Below are 17,392 nucleotides of genomic sequence, written 5' to 3'. Positions count from 1 at the left end.
AAATTTATTTATCAATATGTATTCTTATATTATATAGAGTCTGAAATTTTAATTAATTTCATACAAATATAAAATTATTAAATTAAAAATATTGTATATTAATATTTTTTAATGTTTTATTTATTTAAATATTTTAAATAAAATAAAATTTTTATATTTGAATAAATTTAAAAAAAATAAAAAAATAAAGATTTTACAAAAAAATTTTACATAAAAATATCATTTTTTAAATAAATTTTATATATAAAATCTTTGTAATAAATATAAAAAATTATTAATTAAATTCGGAAATATTCCAAAAATTATAATTAATAATGAAAAAATAAAACAAAATAACTTTAACATTATGTATAACTTTGTAGGTTTAAAAAAAAATTTAGAATATGTAATGTTTTTTGTATAAAAAAATAATTTTATAAAATTGAAATAATAATATATACTCATTACGCTTCCAAAAAATAAAATTGTAATAAATGCTATAGAATTTTGTTGAATTAAAAATTTTAATAAATAAAATTTACTAAAAAAACCAATAGTTAAAGGAATTCCAGTCATAGAAAACATAGAAATAATTATAGAAATAGATAATAGTTTACTTTTCCAAAACAAGCCCAAATAATTTCTAAAAGAATAAGAATTTTTTTCTTTTAATAAATTAGATGCTAATGTTAGAGATCCAAATAATACACTACTATTAATTAAATATCCTAATAAATAAAATCTAATAGATTCATAAAACATAGAATTTTTATTAAAAAATATTAAAAAAAGAGTTAAATATCCAGAATTTACTATAGTACAATATCCTAATAATCTTTTAATATTATTTTGAAAAAAAGATAATATACTTCCTATAAAAATTGATATAAACGATATAATTTTTAAAAATAATAAAAAAATATTATATTGATCTGACAATAATAATATATTTGATAATGTTGAAAAAATTACAATTTTTACTGCATTAGATAGATATATCAAAATAGGATAAGGGGTACCTTCATAAATATTAGGAATCCAAGAATAAAAAGGAAACAAAACAAATTTAGTAAATAATGCTAAACATAAAATTATTATTCCTAAAAAAAATAAATAATGAAAATTTTTTAAAAATAAAGAATTAATAGATATTAATGTAGTAAAATCTAATGTTCCAAAAGATAAATAAATCAAAACTATACCAAATAATAAAAATATAGAAGCTAAACAAGATAAAATAAAATATTTAAAAGATGCTTCTAAATTTTTAAAACTTTGAGAAGAAACATATCCTATCATTCCAAATAATGGTAAAGATAATAATTCTATTCCTAAAAATAAAGACATCATATCATTAAATAATAATAATAAATAACCTCCAATATTAGATAATAATAATAATATAAAAAATTCTTCTTTATTAATATTTTTATTTCTTAGAAATATATAAGAAAAAATACATGTTAATATACTGCTACAAAAAAATATAAACATATAAAAAAAATTAATAGATTGTAAAAAAAATAAGTACAATATATTTAAATCTACATCATAATTTAATTTAATTATAAAATAAAAAGATAAAAACAAACTTGTTAAAGTCACTAAAAAAGATAAAAAAAAATTTCTTTTAAAAATAATAATAAAGAAATTAATTATAACTGAAATAATTAATACAATAAAAGGAAGCAATAAAGAAAACTTGCTTAAAATAAAAGGCATAATAAATTCACCTTAAAATTAAAATAAAAATAAAAATTTTTTGTTAATTTTATATTATTAAAAAATTAGAAATATTAAAAATAATATTCGGATATAATCCAAAAAATATTATTAAAAAAGATAAAATAAAAAGAATTAAAAATTCTAAAATAGAAATATTGTATACCACTAAAAAATTTTTATTAGATCCATAAAAAATCTTATGAAACATATTTAAAAAACAAATCGCAAAAAAAACTAATCCTATCATAGAAATTAAAGTAAATATAGGATTTACAGGAAAACTACCTAATAATATTAAAAATTCTCCAATAAAATTTCCTGTTCCAGGTATTCCTAAACTAGACATAATAAAAAATAAAAAAAATCCTGGTACAAAAAACATATTTTTCCACAAACCACCCATTTTTTTAAAATTATCAGTTTGAAAATTTTTATATAATATTCTTGTTAGAATAATTAATGCAGATGTAGATAAACTATAAGAAATTATATATAAGATAATTCCTTTATAAGCTAAATTATTTCCAGAAATAATTCCAATTAATACAAAACCCATATGTGAAATAGACATATATGCTATAACTTTTTTAATACTATTTTGAGTACAAGCTAAAAATACACTATAAAAAATACAAAATAATCCTAAAATATAAAAAAAAATAGAATATTTTTGTGATACATTAGAAAATAAAAAAATATTAAAACGTAATAAACCATATATTCCTGTTTTAATTATAATTCCTATTAAATCAAATGCACCAGAAACCGGAGTATTTTTATGAAAATTTGGAAACCAACTATGAAACGGAACTAAAGGAATTTTAATCATTAAAGATGTAAAAAATCCAATCATAATAAATAATCCATATTTATTATTTAAAGTAACATTTTTTAAAATATCTAAATTAAAAGTCAAAATATTACTTTGATCATAATAAACTTTCACTAAACTAATTATAGAAATTAATAATATTAATCCAGATATTTGTGAATTTATTAAATATTTATTTGCAATTTTAGATCTACCAATTGAAGTAACTTTTTTTCCCCAAAGAACCATTAAAAAATATATAGGTATAGATAATATTTCCCAAAAAACAAAAAATAAAAATAAATCTACAGATAAAAATATACCTATTAAATTAGACACAATAAACATCATACAAAAATAAAAAAAACCTATATTTTTTATCTTTTCATTCCAAGTTAATAAAATTGAAATAAAAGTTAAAAAAATAGTTAGTAATATCATTAAAAATGATAAACCATCTAAAGCTAAATGAAAATTTATACCTAAATTAGAAATCCAAGGAACATTAAATTCTGTATACCAAAAATGATGTATATTTGTGTTAAATAAAAAATTTTGTTGATTATAAAAAAAATTTATAAGCAAAAATAAATTTAAACTCATACAAAATAATAAAATCCAACGAGGTACCTTTTTTCCTAAAAATTCTAAGTTCCAAGAAAAAATTCCTCCTAATAAAGGTATAAAAATTAATTCACAAAGAAACATAATAAACAGTCCTATTTTAAAAAATATTCACAAAACTTAAAAAGTATATGATATTAAATCATATCCTTGTAAAAAATATAAATAATTATATTAATAAATAAAATAGAAATCATGATTCCTAAAGAAATAAATAAAATATATAAACGTAAAGATTCATTTTGAAATATTATTAAAAACTGATTACTTTTTTTAAGTAAAATATAAAAAATATTTATCAAATTTTCTATATAATCTATATAAAAGAATTTTTTAATAAATTCAAAAGAATTTATAAAAAAAATTTTATAAAAACAATCTAAACCAAAATTTTTTTTCAAAACATATAATATAAAAGAAAATTCTTTTTTCTTTATAGTTTTTAAAGTTTTTTGTTTATGTATTAAAAAATAATAATAAGAAACAAATATTCCTAAAAATATTAAAATAGATAAAAATATTTCAAATATATTTTTTTTTAAATGTGTAATTTCAGAGTATATTGATATATCTAATATAGGACGAAAAGAAAAAACACCTAAAACAGAAGATAATATGCATAAAATAAATAAAGGAAATAAATTAAAAAAATTATTTGTTTTTTGAGTTAAAATTTTTAATTTATCAAAAAAAATTAAGAAAAAAAATCTAGATGCATATATAGATGTTAAAAATGATCCTATTATTCCAATTAAAAAAAAGAAATAATATTTTTGAATAAAAGCATTCCAAATAATAGAACCTTTAGTATAAAAACTAGAAGTAATAACAGGTAAAGCTATTAAAGAAGATACACCTATCATAAACATAAAATATAATAATTTTAAATTATATCTTAATCCACCCATACGTAAAATATTTACTTCATTATAACAAGAAAAAATTAAAGACCCAGAGGAAAGAAATAATAATGCTTTAAAAAATGAGTGAACAACTAAATGCGCCACAACTAAATCCCATAACTTCATACCTAATCCTAAAAACATATAACCAATTTGACTCATAGTAGAATAGGCAAGAATCTTTTTGATATTATTTTCAAAAATAGCAGATATACTAGATAAAATAATCGTAATAGATCCCACAATAGAAATTAAAGTTAATAATAGTGAAGATAATTCAAATAAATTATGCATTCTAATTATTAAATATACTCCAGCTGTAATCATAGTTGCTGAATGAATTAAAGCAGATACAGGTGTAGGACCAACCATAGCTTTAGTTAACCATACTTGAAAAGGAAATTGAGCTGACTTAGTTATAGTTCCTAAAAAAATAAATAAAGCACTTAATATTAAAACATTATTAAATGGTAAATCATGATATTGCAAAAATATTATATTCAACTTACTAAAATCTAATGTATGACATTTAAATAAAATTAAAAAAATAGCAAATAAAATAAATAAATCACCAATCCTTGTAATAATAAATGCTTTCATTGAAGATTTTATATTTTTCTTTTTAACATAATAAAATCCAATTAAAACATATGAACAAAAACCTACTATTTCCCATGCTATATAAGTTAATAAAAGATTATTAGATAATACTAATAAATTCATACTAGAAATAAATAAATTTAGATATGCAAAAAATCTAGAAATATCAGATTTATTACTCATATACCAAATTGAAAATAATTGTATTAAAAATCCTACTCCAGTAATAACTTGCAACATAGTTAAAGATAAATTATCTAAATATAAACCAAAATTAATATAAAAATTATGTATAGAAAAAATATTCCAATAATTTTGTTCAATATACTTATTTGTATCAAAAAAATTTATATAAAAATAATTTATTAATATAAAACAAATAAATACTGGTATAACTCCAATAAAATTATATATATAATTTGAAAATTTTTTTCTAGAAAAAACTATTAATATAAAACTTATTAACGGAATACAAATTGTCAAACAGAAAAAATTCATTTTTTCATCTCACTTAATACATTAATGTCTAAAGTATTTTTATATTTATAAATATTTATTAAAAAAGCTAAACCAATACTAGCTTCAGAAGCAGCAATAGTAATTATAAAAATATACATAATTTGACCATCTACTTGCTTCCAATAATTACCTATAAAAACCATCATTAAAGCCAATGAATTAATCATAATTTCTAAACCAATTAAAATATATAATAAATTTCTTTTAACAATTAAACATATAAATCCTAAAAAAAATAAAAATATTGATAAAATTAAACCACTAAAAATAGTAATCAAAATACACCTCAAAAAAATTAGTCAATTTTAATATTTTTTCTATTAATACATAAATGAACAATAACAATTAATGAAGCTAATAAAATCATAGAAATAATTTCTAAAAAAAATATATTATCATAAAATAAATATTTTCCAATTATATTTGTATCTATAAAATTAATAAAAATAGATTTATGATCTAATATATATTTTCTATAAAGTATATAAATTATAAAAAATATTGATAAAAAAAAAGGAAATATAGTACAAAACGAAATAAATTGTTTTTCTTTATAAAAATTTTTATTTTCTAAATTTAACATCATAATGACAAAAACAAATAATACCATTATAGCTCCAGCATATATAATAGTTTCTATAGCACCAATAAAAAATAATCCTACAGAAAAATAAATACCTGATATAGATAAAAAAGATATTATTAAATATAATAAAGAATATATTGGATTTTTTTGAAAAATAACACATATTGTAGAAATAATTGTAATTAAACTAAATATATAAAAACAAATAGTCATAAAAATTTCTCCTTAAGGTAAAATACTTTTTCTATCTATCATGTTATTTTTTTTATTTTTCAATTTTTTTTTAGGTTCCTTAATTGATATCCCAGAAAATTGATAAAAATCATAATCAGAATATTTTCCAGGACCTGAAATTAATAAGTCTTCTTTTTCATATATTAAATCTTTTCTTTTATATTCAGATAATTCAAAATCTGGAATTAATTGAATTGCTGCTGTTGGACAAGCTTCTTCACATAATCCACAAAAAATACATCTAGAAAAATTAATTCTAAAAAATTTTGCTTTCCAGCGATTATTAGGTAAATTTTCTTTCTGTAACGAAATACATCCTACAGGACATACTACTGCACACAAATTACAAGCTACACAACGTTCTTCTTTATTTTTATTTCTAGTTAATATTACTCTTCCTCGATATCTAGGAACTAAAGAAACAGGAATTTCAGGATATAATTTTGTTTCTCTTTTAGAAAAAGCATTTAAAAAAACTAAAAAAATACTATTTATTTGAGATATTATTCCTATTATTAAGTTTTTGAAAAACATATTAACCTCAATACTAAACTTTATAAATTAAAGTGAAAAAAGCAATAATTAGTAAATTTACTAATGCAACAGGAAAACATATTAACCATCCAAACATCATCATTTGATCATATCTTGGTCTAGGTAAAGAAGCGCGAATTAACATAAAAAATAATATAAAAAATAAAGATTTTAATAAAAACCATATAAAAGAAGAACAATATATTCCATAATAACCTCCAAAAAACAAAGATGTAATTAAAAAAGACATTATTATAATAGAAATATATTCTCCTATAAAAAACATTCCAAATTTCATTCCAGAATATTCTATATGATAACCATCAGCAAGTTCTTGTTCAGATTCTGGTTGATCAAACGGATGTCGATGACATATTGCTAAAGCTGAAATAAAAAATATAATAAAACTAAAAAAATGTGGAATAATATTCCATAAATGTTTTTGACTATTTATAATATCTATTAAATTAAAAGATCCACTTTTAATCACAGCTGGCATTATTGATAAACCTAAAAAAATCTCATAACTTATAGTTTGAGCTGAAGCTCTTATTGCACCTAATAAAGAATATTTATTTCCACTAGACCAACCCGCTAATAATATTGAATAAACCGATAAACTTGCCATCATTAAAAAAAATAAAATACCTATTTTTAAATTAAATATACAAAAATTCATATCAAATGGAATAATTACACATACTATAAAAATAGTACTAAATGCTAATATTGGAGAAATATTAAAAATAAATTTATTTGAAAAAGAAGGAGTCCAATCTTCTTTAAAAAATATTTTTATCATATCAGCAAATAACTGCAATGAACCAAAATAACCAACTCTATTTGGTCCATATCTATTTTGAAATAAAGCTAAAATTCGTCTTTCAACTATACTTAAAAAAGCTCCAAAAAAAATTATTGAAATAAAAATAATAAAAATTTTAAAAAAATTTAATAAAAATTGAGAGTTTGTTACAAATAAATAATTCATTTTATACTTCCTTTAAATCTTGTATTTCTTTTCCAATTAAAGAAATAGGAGTGCTAAACTGACCTATAGGTAAAGCTATATGTCCTAAAGCTAAGTTATTAGAAAATATTGCAAAAAAAGTATAAGTATCTGATAAGTATGTAAAAGAAACTTTATTTTTATTTAAAATCTTTAAACGTTGTGCATCTATTTTATTAATTATTAAATACGGACTAACCATTTTTTTTTGAACAACTGGAGAATATTGACTAATTTCTTCACTTCCAAATAATAAATAATATGGTACTACAATAAGATTATTAGTTTTAATAAATTTTTTTGGAATTTTAGAAAAATTAATATTTTTATGATTTAATTTAGAACTTAATAAAAATTTTCCTGTATTTCCAGCTAATAAACTTCCAGAAACTTCTTTTTGAAACTTATGCACACCTTGGGAAGAATTCCATTGAGGAGACCATACAAAAGGAATAAAAGATGTATATTTTTTATAAATAGAGCTACCTTCCATGGAAAATGAAAACATTGTTTCATTATCTTTCGTTTGAGAAATCTCATGAATATTAATATCAGCTCTTAAAGAGGTACGTCCACTAGATCTATTAGATGAACGAGGAATTTTTTGTCCAAAAACTTTAAATAATGAATTAGGAGCAGATTCTTTAATATTTTTCAAAAATGATATTTCTCTTGCACATAAATCAATAATGTTATCTAAATAATCGAAAGAATGATTTTTCAAATCTATTTTTTTATTAATCAAATTTAAAAACTTCCAAGAAGGCAAAATATTAATTTTATGATTATAAAAATTTACATCATATACTTGAAAAAATCTTTGAGCTCTAAGCTCATAATTTATTAAAGTTCCTGAACTTTCAAAAAAATTTGAAGCTGGCAAAAAAACATGAGAATAATTAAAAACTTTTGTTTTTTGATGATCTATAACAATAATATTTTTTATATTTTTTAATTTTTTTTTTAAAATAGATTTAGATAATGAATTAAATAAATCATTTTCTGTAATAATTAGAGTACAATTTTTTTTCTGAGCTTTTTTAAGCGCATCATTTAAAGAACATCCATTGATAATATTTACTCCCATAGAATTTGAACAAGGTGTTAAAAACATTAAACCAACTTTTAATCCTAATTTTTTTAAATTTCTGGCAATATTATATGAAGACTTAATTAAATCTAAGTTTCTAGAATGTGATCCAGAAATAATTAAAGCATTTTTTGCTTGAAGTAATATATTTGTAATATATATAGATTTTTCTTTTAAATAATCAGGTAATGTATTCGAATATGAAAAATTATTCTTTAAGTTTTCTGAAATACAAAAAGCAAAATAAGCCTGTTCTTGTGGATTTGCTTCATAAGAAAAATTTGAGATATCATTTAATTTGGTCTGATATGTATTTGTAATAAATAAAAAATTATTAGCAAGATGAGATACATTTTTATTTGCCACAGAATGCCAATCTTGTATATTATTAAATTTTAATTTTTCTGAAGAAATTTTCTTTAAAGCTTGTCTAATAGAAAGCCCTAATCTTGAAGAAGTTTGTGTAATATCTTCTCCTAAAACAAAAATAACATCATAATTTTCTACTTCTTTTAAAGATGGTATTTTAATAGTATTTTTTTTTAATATTTTTAAAATTAAATTTGTACATTTATGATCTATATCAAGCATTCCAGTAGAAAAATTTTTTTCTCCAACTAATTTTTTTAACATAAAATTAGTTTCAATACTTGCACGTGATGATCCAATTCCAATTACATTTGAAGAATTACGAAAAATTTTTACAACTTTTTGGATTGCTGTATTAAGATCTACTTTTTGATGTATATTTTTATTTTTTATATAACAATATTTTAATCTATCTTTAAAATTAGAATATCCATATGAAAAACGACCTAAATCACATAAAAAATAATTATTTATATCTTCATGATATCTATTTTCTATACGTCTAATCTCATTAGATCTTTCCCCAGCAATAATATTACATCCAATACTACAATGCGAACATATACTAGGAGCATTTTGTAAATCCCATTTTCTAGTATAATTTTCTGAATATGTTTTATCAGTAAAAACACCTGTTGGACATACATCTATTAAATTTCCAGAATATTCACTTTCTAATTCTCCATTCTGAAATCTACCAAAAAAAAGATTTTGATTAATTCCATATACATCAAAATCTTTGCCATCTGCATAATCTTTATAATATCTTACACATCTATAACATGAAATACATCTATTCATTTCATGAGAAATAAAAAATCCCAAATATTGACTTTTATATTTTTTTTTATTAAATCTATAACGACGATGTACATGTTGAGTCATAACTGTCATATCTTGCAAATGACAATTTCCACCTTCTTCACATACAGGACAATCATGAGGATGATTTAACATTAATAATTCAATAATATTTTTTCTAAAATTTTGAGATTCAATATCATTAATAGTAATTATAGAATTTTCTTCTACAGGAGTCATACATGACATCACAATTCTTCCAGAAGTATCTTTTTTATTTTGATATTTTTTTACAGCACATTGTCTACATGCTCCAATACTACCTAATTTAGGATGCCAACAAAAATAAGGAATATTGAATCCTAAAGTTAAACATGCTTGAAGTAAATTGCTGGATGGATTAACATCATAATTTTTTCCATCTATATTAATTTTAAACATATCTAATTTTCCAAATTTTTTTAAAATAAATACTGACATTAAATAAATTTTTAAAAATTTTTAAAATATTAAAATAGATTAAAAATTTTCCTTTAATTTTTTTTAAAATTAGTTTATATACCAGGTATTCTAATTTTTATATCATTTTTTTTAATTGTAATCGTTTTTTTAAATTCTTGAAGAAAATATTTTATAGCACTTTTTAAAGGTGCAACAGCCCCTGGAGCATGCGCGCAAAAAGTATTTCCAGGACTCATTTGTAAACATAAATCCTTTAAAATTTCTATATCTCCTTGACATCCTTTATTATTTTTCATAGACCTTAAAATTTTTACTATCCATGGTAAACCATCTCTACAAGGTGTACATAATCCACAAGATTCTCTAGAGAAAAATTTTTCTAAATTAAGTAATAAATTAACAATATTTGTCTTATTATCTATTGCTAAAGATAAACCTGTACCTAATCTACTTCCAACTTTTTGAATACTAGAAAAACCCATTTCTATATCTAAATGTTCTTCTAATAATAAATCAGTTCCTGCTCCTCCAGGTAACCATGCTTTTAATTTTAAATTATTTTTCATTCCTTTAGCATATTTCTCTAAAATTTCTCTTGCAGTAATTCCAAATGGTAATTCCCATATTCCTGGATTTTTTACAAGACCAGAAAATCCCATTAATTTTGTTCCAGAATCTTCATTTCTTGAAAGATTTTTATACCAACTAATTGGATTAGAAATGATTGCTGGAATATTAGTTAAAGTTTCAACATTATTCACACAAGTTGGATTTCCCCATAATCCTATATTAGCAGGAAATGGAGGTTTAATTCTAGGATTTGCTCTTTTTCCTTCTAATGAATTAATTAAAGCTGTTTCTTCTCCACAAATATATCTTCCTGCTCCAGTATGTAAATAAAGATTAAAAGAAAAACTACTATTTAATATATTTCTACCTAAAAAATTATTTTTATATGATTCATGTAAAGCTTTAATTAATATTTTTTCTGGAGTAAAATATTCTCCGCGTAAAAAAATATATCCAGATGAAACATTTAAAGCATATGCTGCAATAATCATTCCTTCAATTAATTGATGAGGAGAATTTTCAATTATCCATCTATCTTTATAAGTTCCTGGTTCCATTTCATCTGCATTACATATTAAATATTTTTTCTTATATTTCATATCTTGAGGCATTAAACTCCATTTTACACCAGTTGGAAATCCAGCTCCTCCTCTTCCTTTTAAACCTGATTGAATCACTTTATCAATAACTTGCTTAGAAGTCATTTCATTTAAACTTTTCTTTAAAGCAAAATAACCATTTTTTTTAATATATTCTTTAATCCATACAGTTTTTTTATCTTTTCTAAAACGCCAAGTTAAAGGATGTGATTCTTCTAATAAATTGTTATTATTCATTTTAATGAATCCAAAATTTTTAAAATAGAACTTTTATTTAAATGAAAATATGTTTTATTATTAATCATAAGTACAGGTCCTTTATCACATGCACCTAAACAACAAATCGGTAATAATGTGAAATTATTATCTGTAGTAGTTTCACCGCATTTAATACATAATTTTTTTTCTAATGTTTTTTTAATTTTTTTATATCCAGTAATATAACATACGACACTATCACAAAATTTTATAACATAACGTCCTACAGGATTTCTAAAAATTTGACTATAAAAGGTAGCTACACTTTCTATTTCACTTACTGGAATTTTCAATATCTCTGAAAGAAATATCATAGAATTATCAGATACCCATCCATAATATTTTTGTACAATTTTTAAAGATTCAATTAAAATTGATCGATTATCTTGAACATGTTTTTTTAAACAACGAATCTCTTTACATATTAAATTATTAATAACAAATACTTTTTGATTAAAAACTTTTTTTTTATTCATTTGACTTTTACCTATCTACATCTGACATAACAAAATCAATACTTCCTAAGTATGTAATTAAATCTGATATACAACTACCTTTGATAACAGAAGGAATTTGTTGTAAATGAGCAAAACTAGGAGTTCTAATTCTAGTACGATAACTCATTGTTCCTCCGTCACTAATTATATAATAACTATTAATACCTTTAGTTGCCTCAATCATCTGTAAATTTTCTCCAAATGGAATTACTGTTCCCCACGAAACTTGTAAAAAATGTGTAATTAAAGTTTCTATATCTTGTAATGTATTTTCTTTAGCAGGAGGAGTAGTTAAAGGATGATTAGATTTATATTCACCTTCAGGCATATTTTTTAAACATTGTTTTAAAATTTTTAAACTTTCATATATTTCTTGCATTTTTAAAAGAACTCTATTGTAACAATCACTAATTTCATTTCCTATCGGTATTTCAAAATCAAAATTTTCATATCCTGAATATGGTCTATTTTTTCTTAAATCAAAATTTACTCCTGTTGCTCTTAATCCAGCTCCTGTAATTCCCCAAGATAATGCTTCTTTCTTATTATAAGCAGCAATACCTTTAGACCTGGTAATTAAAATACTATTTTTTAATGCAATATTTGTATATAAATTTAATCTTTTAGGTAACCAATCTAATAATTCTTGCAATACTTTTTCCCAACCTTTCGGTAAATCATGTGCTAAACCTCCAATTCTAAACCAAGCAGGATGCATACGAAATCCTGTAATTAATTCTATAACATCATAAATTTTTTGACGATCTGTAAATGCTAAAAAAACAGAACTCATAGATCCAACATCTTGAATAAAAGTTGAAATATATAATAAATGACTATTGATACGAAATAACTCTGAAAGCATTACTCTAATACATTGAACACGAGAAGATACAACTATTCCAGATAATTTTTCAAGAGCTAAAACATATGGCATTTCATTCACACATCCACCCAAATACTCAATACGATCAGTATAAGGAATATAACTATGCCAAGACTGTCTTTCACTCATTTTTTCTGCACCTCTATGATGATATCCAATCTCTGGAACACAATTAATAATTTTTTCTCCTTTTAACTGTAATATAATACGAAATGCACCATGTGCAGAAGGATGATTTGGTCCTAAATTTAAAAACATAAAATCTTCATTATGATGACTTTTTTGCATACCCCATTCTTTTGGATCAAATTTTAAAGAAGACATTTCTAATTCTTGTACTTCTTTTGTTAAAGTATATAAAGAAAATTCTGTAGCTCTTGCAGGATAATCTTTTCTTAAAGGATGACCTATCCAATTTTTGGGCATTAAAATACGCTTTAAACATGGATGTCCTAAAAAATAAATACCAAACATATCCCACACTTCTCTTTCATACCAATTTGCATTTGAATAAAAATTAGTTATTGTTGGAATATTTAAATCATTTTCAAATAAAGGCACTTTTAACATTAAATCTGAATTATTATCAATAGATAGAAAATAATAAAAAACAGAAAAATCAGATTTAGGAAAATTCTTTTTATTAATACGTACTCTTTCATCTATTGCATGTAAATCAAATAACATATTATAATAATTATTTTTATATAAAAAATTTATAAAATTTAATAAATTTTCTTTACTAATCCAAATAACTGGATGATTAATAGAAGTTTTTTGTATAAAAAAACTTTCTACGCCAAAAACATTACATAATTCCTTAACAATAGGAAATTTAAAATACTTGTCCCATGTGTTTTTTTTAGAAAAAAAAGTATTATTATTCATAAATTTTTTTATACCTTACTATAAAATTCTATAATCAAACTAATTTATATAATTTTAAAAAATATAAATTATACTTTATTTGGATTTTTAAAATTGTATAAAGAAGTTATTTTAAAACGATTTTTTTCTTTTCTAGATTTTAGATTTGCTTTATAAATTTTTTGATCTCCTATAATCCAAGATAAAGGTCTTCTTTCTTTTGAAATAGAATTTTGTAAAAGCATTAATCCTTGAATATAAGCTTCAGGTCTAGGTGGACAACCAGGTATATAAACATCTACAGGTAAAATTTTATCGATACCTTGAACAACTGAATAAATATCATACATTCCTCCAGAATTTGCACAAGAACCCATAGAAATCACCCATTTTGGTTCTAACATTTGATCATACAAACGTTTAATAATAGGAGCCATTTTTATAAATGGAGTTCCAGCAACAATCATAACATCTGCTTGTCTAGGAGATGCTCTTAATACTTCTGATCCAAAACGAGAGATATCATGTACTGCGGTAAAAGATGTTACCATTTCAACATAACAACATGATAATCCAAAATTATAAGGCCATAAAGAATTTTTTCTACCCCAATTAATTAAATAATTTAATACTTTTTTTAAATTTCCAAAAAAAATATTGTTTTTTATTGCAATTTTAATAGGATCATCAGTTATTTTTTCTTTTTTTTGATTATTTTTTTTAAAATTTATTTTTGTTAAAGTATATTTCATTAAATCCTCATATTATTAAGATGAATTATTGTTTTTAAATCTATTATTTTCAAATAACTTTAGTGTTTTAATTCTAAATAAATATATTAAAGATAATAATATCATAAAAATAAAAAAAGACATTTCAATTAATCCAATCCATTTGGTTTCTCTAATACATGTAGACCAAGAATATATATATAAAGACTCTATATCAAATATTACAAAGAACATAGCTATTAAATAAAATTTTATTGAAAATCTTAAATGAGAATTACCAGTAGAAGGAGCTCCAGATTCAAAAGGAATATTTTTATCTTGAGAAGTAGATCTACCTCCTAAAATCCAACTAAAAAATAATGAAATACAACAAAAAGAAAATATAAAAAATATAAAAGAAAAAAAATTCATATATTGTATAATATTTTGATGATGCATGTTACCTCCAAGATAAAAAATATTTTTTACAGATTAAAAATATTTATATTATAAATATTTTTATTCTGTGGAATATATCTCATGTAAAAAAAATCATTTTTCAAGTATAATAACATTGTTAAGATATTTTTTAAAAATATTATAAAATTATAAGATAAATATTTTAAACATATTTAAAAATAATTTATTCTAAAAGACTTGAGGTATTTTAAATAGCCCACATTTTATTGTTATTGATAATAATAAATTTATATAATTTTTTTTAAAATATTAAAATTTTTATAAATTCTATTAAAAATTTTTAATTTTCAAATATCGTAACAAAGGAGATAAGATGAGTAAAATTATTGGAATAGATTTAGGAACTACAAATTCTTGTGTTGCTATTATGGATGGTAATAAAGCAAAAGTATTAGAAAATTCAGAAGGAGAACGTACTACACCTTCAATTATTGCTTATACTGAAAATGGAGAAATTCTAGTTGGACAACCTGCTAAAAGACAAGCAGTAACAAATCCAAAAAACACACTTTTTGCAATTAAAAGATTAATTGGTAGAAAATTTACAGATCAAGAAGTACAACGTGATCTTTCTATCATGCCTTATGAAATTGTTAAATCAGATAATAATGATGCATGGATTAATATAAAAAATAAAAAAATTGCTCCTCCTCAAATCTCTGCCGAAGTTTTAAAAAAAATGAAAAAAACTGCAGAAGATTATTTAGGAGTTAAAGTAACAGAAGCTGTTATTACAGTACCAGCATATTTTAATGATACTCAAAGACAAGCAACAAAAGATGCAGGAAAAATAGCAGGATTAAATGTTAAAAGAATTATTAATGAACCTACTGCAGCAGCATTAGCATATGGATTAGATAAAAATAAAGGAAATAAAACTATTGCAGTATACGATTTAGGAGGAGGAACATTTGATATTTCTATTATAGAAATAGATGAAGTAGATAAAGAAAAAACATTTGAAGTATTGGCAACTAACGGAGATACACATTTAGGTGGAGAAGATTTTGATAGTAGATTAATTAACTACTTAGTACAAGAGTTTCAACAACAACAAGGATTTAATTTAAAAAATGATTCATTAGCTATGCAAAGATTAAAAGAAGCAGCAGAAAAAGCTAAAATAGAATTATCTTCTACTCAAGAAACAAATATTAATTTACCATATATTACAGCAGATTCAAATGGACCAAAACATCTAAATATAAAAGTTACCCGATCTAAATTAGAATCACTAGTAGAAGATTTAATAGAAAAATCTATTAATCCTGTAAAAATAGCTCTACAAGATGCAAAATTATCTATAAAAGATATAAATGATATTATATTAGTCGGTGGTCAAACAAGAATGCCGATGGTTCAAAAAAAAGTATCAGAATTTTTTGAAAAAAAACCGAGAAAAGATGTAAATCCAGATGAAGCAGTTGCTGTAGGTGCAGCAGTACAAGGAGGAGTATTAGCAGGAGATGTAAAAGATGTTTTATTATTAGATGTTACACCATTATCTTTAGGAATAGAAACTATGGGTGGTGTAATGACTACTTTAATCAATAAAAATACAACAATACCAACTAAACATAGTCAAATATTTTCTACAGCAGAAGATAATCAATCAGCTGTAACTATACATGTATTACAAGGAGAACGCAAAAAATCTTATGATAATAAATCTTTAGGTCAATTTAATTTAGATGGTATACAACCAGCACCTAGAGGAATGGCTCAAATAGAAGTAACATTTGATATTGATGCTGATGGAATTTTACATGTTTCTGCAAAAGATAAAAAAACTGGAAAAGAGCAAAAAATTACAATACAAGCTTCTTCAGGATTAAAAGAAGAAGAAATAAAAAAAATGATTTCAGATGCAGAAAAACATTCTGAAGAAGATAGAAAATTTGAAGAACTAGTACAAACTAGAAATCAAGGAGATCAAATTTCTCATAGTACTAAAAAACAACTAGAAGAAGTTAAAGATAAACTTAATATTCAAGATAAAGAATCTATTGAATTAGCACTAAAAAATTTAGATGAAGCTTTAAAAACAGAAAACAAACAAGATATTGAATCTAAAATACAAGAACTACTAAAAGTATCATCAAAATTAATAGAAGCTATTAAAAACAATAATCAATCTACAGAATCTAATAAAAATAATAATTCTTCTAATACAACAAAAGATCCAAAAGTAGTAGATGCAGAATTTGAAGAAGTTAAAGAACCGAAAAAATAAATTTAATACTATTATATATTTATTAATTTTAAAGTATAAACGGGCGC

Annotated in this window: 14 protein-coding genes; 1 reads left to right on the top strand and 13 read right to left on the bottom strand. The window is 21.8% G+C overall.

From position 1 onward, the window contains the following. Positions 1 to 237 precede the first annotated feature (237 nt). The 13 genes from LDP12_RS01585 to ndhC all read right to left on the bottom strand — a co-directional run bounded on the left by LDP12_RS01585 (position 238) and on the right by ndhC (position 15,091). Positions 238 to 1,701, bottom strand: coding sequence for an NADH-quinone oxidoreductase subunit N (locus LDP12_RS01585; RefSeq protein ID WP_265226630.1), 1,464 nt, complete (start codon positions 1,699 to 1,701; stop codon positions 238 to 240). A gap of 49 nt (positions 1,702 to 1,750) precedes the next feature. Then, positions 1,751 to 3,223 carry a complex I subunit 4 family protein gene (locus LDP12_RS01580; protein ID WP_265226629.1) on the bottom strand — a complete coding sequence of 491 codons (1,473 nt, stop codon included), beginning with the start codon at positions 3,221 to 3,223 and terminating at the stop codon, positions 1,751 to 1,753. 53 nt (positions 3,224 to 3,276) lie between these two features. Continuing rightward, entirely contained in the window at positions 3,277 to 5,139 is a 1,863-nt protein-coding gene (locus LDP12_RS01575; RefSeq protein WP_265226628.1) for an NADH-quinone oxidoreductase subunit L, read from the bottom strand. Continuing rightward, positions 5,136 to 5,438 (bottom strand): NADH-quinone oxidoreductase subunit NuoK, encoded by a 303-nt coding sequence (nuoK, locus tag LDP12_RS01570; RefSeq protein ID WP_265226627.1) that lies wholly within the window; start codon positions 5,436 to 5,438, stop codon positions 5,136 to 5,138. The genes LDP12_RS01575 and nuoK overlap by 4 nt, the downstream gene beginning before the upstream one ends. Before the next feature lie 17 nt (positions 5,439 to 5,455). Continuing rightward, positions 5,456 to 5,959: an NADH-quinone oxidoreductase subunit J gene (locus LDP12_RS01565; protein ID WP_265226626.1), complete on the bottom strand. Its 504-nt coding sequence runs from the start codon at positions 5,957 to 5,959 to the stop codon at positions 5,456 to 5,458. Positions 5,960 to 5,971: 12 nt separating this feature from the next. Continuing rightward, positions 5,972 to 6,514, bottom strand: coding sequence for an NADH-quinone oxidoreductase subunit NuoI (gene nuoI / locus LDP12_RS01560; RefSeq protein WP_265226625.1), 543 nt, complete (start codon positions 6,512 to 6,514; stop codon positions 5,972 to 5,974). A 13-nt stretch (positions 6,515 to 6,527) separates the two neighbouring features. Further along, entirely contained in the window at positions 6,528 to 7,505 is a 978-nt protein-coding gene (nuoH, locus tag LDP12_RS01555; protein WP_265226624.1) for an NADH-quinone oxidoreductase subunit NuoH, read from the bottom strand. Position 7,506: 1 nt separating this feature from the next. Then, complete coding sequence (nuoG, locus tag LDP12_RS01550) at positions 7,507 to 10,224, bottom strand: NADH-quinone oxidoreductase subunit NuoG (RefSeq protein ID WP_265226623.1); 2,718 nt, start codon at positions 10,222 to 10,224, stop codon at positions 7,507 to 7,509. A 113-nt stretch (positions 10,225 to 10,337) separates the two neighbouring features. Continuing rightward, entirely contained in the window at positions 10,338 to 11,651 is a 1,314-nt protein-coding gene (gene nuoF, locus LDP12_RS01545; RefSeq protein WP_265226622.1) for an NADH-quinone oxidoreductase subunit NuoF, read from the bottom strand. Next, on the bottom strand, positions 11,648 to 12,148 hold the full coding sequence (gene nuoE / locus LDP12_RS01540) for an NADH-quinone oxidoreductase subunit NuoE (RefSeq protein ID WP_265226621.1): 501 nt from the start codon (positions 12,146 to 12,148) through the stop codon (positions 11,648 to 11,650). Before nuoE ends, nuoF begins: the two co-directional genes overlap by 4 nt. A gap of 7 nt (positions 12,149 to 12,155) precedes the next feature. Continuing rightward, complete coding sequence (gene nuoC / locus LDP12_RS01535; protein WP_265226620.1) at positions 12,156 to 13,943, bottom strand: NADH-quinone oxidoreductase subunit C/D; 1,788 nt, start codon at positions 13,941 to 13,943, stop codon at positions 12,156 to 12,158. Positions 13,944 to 14,011: 68 nt separating this feature from the next. Further along, positions 14,012 to 14,674: an NADH-quinone oxidoreductase subunit B gene (locus LDP12_RS01530; RefSeq protein WP_265226619.1), complete on the bottom strand. Its 663-nt coding sequence runs from the start codon at positions 14,672 to 14,674 to the stop codon at positions 14,012 to 14,014. 15 nt (positions 14,675 to 14,689) lie between these two features. Continuing rightward, the gene (gene ndhC / locus LDP12_RS01525; protein ID WP_265226618.1) at positions 14,690 to 15,091 is read right to left on the bottom strand and encodes an NADH-quinone oxidoreductase subunit A; all 402 of its coding nucleotides are present in this window, start codon (positions 15,089 to 15,091) and stop codon (positions 14,690 to 14,692) included. Between the two features lie 334 nt (positions 15,092 to 15,425). On the opposite strand from ndhC, the gene dnaK reads away from it, so the two are divergent. Further along, positions 15,426 to 17,345 (top strand): molecular chaperone DnaK, encoded by a 1,920-nt coding sequence (gene dnaK, locus LDP12_RS01520; RefSeq protein WP_265226617.1) that lies wholly within the window; start codon positions 15,426 to 15,428, stop codon positions 17,343 to 17,345. The last annotated feature ends 47 nt before the right edge of the window (positions 17,346 to 17,392 follow it).

Origin of the sequence: Buchnera aphidicola (Chaitophorus viminalis), from assembly GCF_026122795.1 — a bacterium.
In the GTDB taxonomy this organism is placed as follows: domain Bacteria; phylum Pseudomonadota; class Gammaproteobacteria; order Enterobacterales; family Enterobacteriaceae; genus Buchnera_J; species Buchnera_J aphidicola_BK.
This window is presented reverse-complemented; position numbering and strand designations above follow the sequence as displayed.